Source organism: Selenomonas ruminantium subsp. ruminantium ATCC 12561, from assembly GCF_000424065.1.
Taxonomy (GTDB): Bacteria; Bacillota; Negativicutes; order Selenomonadales; family Selenomonadaceae; genus Selenomonas_A; species Selenomonas_A ruminantium.
Map to the genome: position 1 here is coordinate 1 of NZ_AUJE01000065.1, position 4,219 is coordinate 4,219.

Sequence of the window (4,219 nt, forward strand, 5' to 3'; positions counted from 1 at the left end):
CGTAATTTAAAGACCTTGCGGCTGCAAAGATAAAAAGCTTTCAGTATACAGATACCGTGGGACACACGGGAATTAACGCTTGGGGAAATCGTGTAAGACGCTTAGGCTTAGGTCTGAGTGCAGTGGTTGTCGAACCAAGAATCTCCTAGATTTATCTATGGGGAATGTCAATGATAGAAATGGTGTAGTTACCTTGCAACGGGAAGGCGTGGGGGTAATCGTCACCAACAAGGTCAAACTGAAAACGGATTTAGAAACGCTGTTTGAAGAAACCGCCACTTATGGCACCGTGGGCGAAGAACTGCCATTGCTGTTTGCCTATTACGGCGAGAAACAGCTGGATTTGTCGGGGCTGACCATTTGTTTTTGGTGCAGTCTGGCTTATGTGTCATGGGTGCAGGCGGCAGAAATCAGCCGCGAGACGGTTCCGTTGGAACGCAACCATGTGAGGCTGCATTTGGAACGCTATGTAGAACAGAATGGACAGGTGAAAAAACCAATCCTGTTTGTGCATGGCTTGACCTTTTCCTCCCATGAGTTTGATGTCGATTATAAGGATTACAGCCTGGCAAGATATTTTGCTAAACATAATTTTGAAGTGTGGCTGCTGGATATTGCCGGATATGGAAGTTCCGCTGCTGTCGAGGATGGCTTTATGCCCAATTCAGATTATGCGGCAGAGGATATAGAAGCGGCAGTGCGCTGTATCCTCGCGCGAAATAACAGCCCATCTATGGATGTTTTAGGCTGGAGCTGGGGCATGGTAACCAGCGGACGGTTTGCGGCACGTCACCCGGAACTGGTGCATCGTCTGGTGTTATATGCCCCCATCGTAGCCGGTTTGGGGGAGAAGGAGGTCCTTGAGCCGTTTCATCATAACACATGGGAAGATGCGGCATCTGACTTTCAAAGGAAAAAAGATGGGGAAATAAATCTTGATATTGTGGAAAGGCCTGTAGCAAGTACTTATATCGATAATGCCTGGCACTATGATAGAGATGTGAGTCCCAATGGTGGAAGACGAGATTTGCTAGTTGACAAGAGTGCGCGACTTATTCCAACAGAGAGCATAAAAGCTCCTGTGTTGATTATAGTCGGCTCCAAAGATCCGTATGTGTCACTTGATTTATGCGACGAAGCGTATAGGACACTTCCCAATAGAACAGATTCGGAGTTGATAATTTTGGATGGAGCCGCCCATGCAATGTTGATGGAGCGTCCGTATTACAAGCTGTTTCGGGAAAGAGTATTAAATTTTTTGAATAAAGGCTGATGTGCGATATAGTAAATGGCAGAAAGCAACGGAATAAGGAGAATGTGAAATGATTATTGAAGGTACTGAACCTTTTTTCTTTCCTGGAAATGGAAAAAAAGAAGTCGTGCTTTTGTTGCATGGCTTCGCCGGAAATACTGCCGAGCTTCTTCCTTTGGGCAATTTTCTGAAAGCCCAGGGATATACTGTGTTTGCGCCAAGACTTCCGGGGCATGGAACAACCGCAGAAGATATGCTCCGTACGAAAGCAGAAGATTGGCTGGATGCTGTACGGGACGCTTACGCTGTTCTAAAGGGCTTTGCTCAAGAGATTGTGGTTGTTGGAGCCTCCATGGGAGGAAGTCTTGCCTTGTTATTGGCTGCGGAAAAACAGGTGAAGGGGATTGTTGCATTGTCAGCACCTATTTTTATTGCGAAGGAACAAGGCATATCGGCGCTTCCTCCAAAGGAGATGCTAATGCCTTCGGATTTTACGCCAGAAATGGAACGCAATCTTGAAAATGTCCCTCCGGCCGCTAATTTGATTTATACTAAAATCCCCCTTTTGTCTGTCTATGACCTTCTTGATGTGGTAGAGCGCACTAAAAACTGTTTGCCACAAATTACGGCTCCAGCCTTAATCATTCATGGAAATGCCGATACTATGGCAGCGGTTGAAAGTGCCAGGTATATTGTCAATAACATTGGCAGCAGCCAGAAGGAAATAGTTTTACTGGATGGAGCTGGGCATTTACTTCCATTGATGGAGGGACGAGAGAATATTTTTAAGAAAATCGTAACATTTCTTGATAAGCTTTGATTTTTTTAGGCCTGGAATTGTGCATAAGATACTGGTGTAAAAAATTACTTGCTACTATATGGGCGGGGGTAGTTAAAAAGAAATGTTTTATGCTTGCCGGAATATTATAAAAATTATTTTAGCAGATGAGAAATAAGCAGAGAAATAGTTGACAAACAAGGAACATTCCCGTAAATGAAGTGAAATGGGAAGATATACCCGCAGAAAAACGCAGTTATGTAAGCCAATAATACGGCTCGCCAAGATATTCTGCTGTGTAAGGAAAAACGCCTGCGTACTTGGGGACGCAGGCGTTTTCCGTAAGAGCATTTAGGAAAAATGATTGTATCTTGAGGTCGGAGGTGTTGGCATGGAACAGAAATTGTTTACCGAGGTCATTCCCCTTTATCGTTCCCATAAGAATAATCCATATGCAATTAGAATCCGTATGCAGCTGCAGGATGCCATTGACTCTACGATACTGCGCAGGGCAGTAGATAATACGATGGAGCGGTATCCGTATTTCTGTGTGAAATTGCAGGTTCGTGGTGCTGGCTTTATTTTTACAGAGAATCGGGAGCCGATAGTTATTTGCGATTCTCTGCAGGGCGTAACATTAAATTCGCCGGAATCAAATGCTCATTTGCTTTCGTTTTCGTACCAGGATGACTGGCTGGTCATGGATATTTTTCATGGTCTGACCGATGGCGCAGGGGCTTATGAAGTGATACGCACTTTGTTGTATTATTATTGCTGTCAGCGCTACAAGGTGACGCTTTCGACAGCAGGCATCCGTCTGGTTGGCGATAAAATCTCTCAGGAAGAATGGGAATGTCCGGTAATGAAAGCACGAGAGCTGCCAAATCCCCGGCGTCATGAGTGGACGAAGCCGCTACTCCCTAGCATAGCCGCTAACCTGCAGCCGGAAAGGGCGGATTATGTATATAGCATATTGCTGGCTGAAGATGATTTTATGCGCTTTTGCAAAGAAAATGGCGGCAGTCCGGGAACCATGGTGTCCTTGCTTATGAGCCGCAGTCTGGCAAGATTGTATCCTCATACATCGGAAAGCATACGAATTGTTTTGTGCGTTAATCAGCGCAAGGCACTGCATGCCCCCTTGGCTCATCAAAGCCTGGTCGGAGGTGCTTTTCTGGAATATGATGAACAACTGCGTAAATTGCCGCTCCCTGAGCAGGTACAGGCATACAGGAATAGGGTTGCGATGCAGGCAAATGAGGAGATTGTATTGTCTGGCGTGGCGCATACGGCCAACCTGACCAAAATGCTTTTGGCAAAAGAAACGCATAAGGAAAGACTGGAGATGATGGCAAAGGTTGATGAGGCCGCTAATCATTTTGCTGCGGCCAATGTGAGCTATGTAGGGAAAGCAAATTTCGGAGAAGCGGAAAAATATGTAAAAGAGTTCCATGCCTGGAGTGCCACCGTTATGGACATCACCCTTCAAATCTCAGCGGTAAATGGCAGATTCACGCTGGATTTCATGCAGAAGTTTCAACGCCCTGTTTATCTAAAGGCCTTTTTGCAGGAACTGGCGGATAACGGCATCGTTTATGAACTGCAGGATAAACAGATAAGGTCATTGCCCGCAATCAGAGTGCCGTGGAAATCGTGAATATGCAGCCTACAATATATGGAGAAGATAAATATATGCGAACACTAATATATACTGTTTCTGAAGAAAATTATCACCAAATAGTAGAGTGGCTAGAAAAAACTTTTTCCGAACTGGGACTATCCCGAGAAGAAATATATAATGGCGAATTATTGCTAGAGGAGAACTTCTTTTATTTTGCCATATAATATGTATATAGCAAGAAAGGAGGTGTAACAAGATGTATCTAACTCAATCGAATGTAATCCGAAAACTCTCCAAGGAAGAGTATGCTATGCTCAGGGAGATGTGCCAGTACAGCAATAACCTGTACAATGTGGCTCTCTACAACATCAGGCAATACTATTTCAAGGAGAAGAAGTTCCTCAATTACGAGGAGAATTACCATGCCTGCAAGGAAAACGAAAACTATGGACTGCTTCAGGCTGGCGTATCGCAGCAAACTCTGAAAGTGGCTGACCGCAGTTTCAAGTCGTTCTTCAATCTCATCAAGAAAGCAAAGAAAGGTGACTATCGTTTTCAGGACATCAAG

General features: G+C 44.7%; 3 protein-coding genes and 1 pseudogene. All 4 read left to right on the plus strand.

Annotated features, from left to right (window positions below):
- Window positions 1–157 precede the first annotated feature (157 nt).
- Entirely contained in the window at window positions 158–1,273 is a 1,116-nt protein-coding gene (locus tag G598_RS0114870; RefSeq protein WP_080657056.1) for an alpha/beta fold hydrolase, read from the plus strand.
- A 49-nt stretch (window positions 1,274–1,322) separates the two neighbouring features.
- Window positions 1,323–2,072 (plus strand): alpha/beta hydrolase, encoded by a 750-nt coding sequence (locus tag G598_RS0114875; protein WP_026767582.1) that lies wholly within the window; start codon window positions 1,323–1,325, stop codon window positions 2,070–2,072.
- Between the two features lie 349 nt (window positions 2,073–2,421).
- Window positions 2,422–3,687, plus strand: coding sequence for a hypothetical protein (locus G598_RS0114880; RefSeq protein WP_026767583.1), 1,266 nt, complete (start codon window positions 2,422–2,424; stop codon window positions 3,685–3,687).
- Window positions 3,688–3,907: 220 nt separating this feature from the next.
- Window positions 3,908–4,219: pseudogene (locus G598_RS18210) on the plus strand (hypothetical protein); the annotation flags it as partial.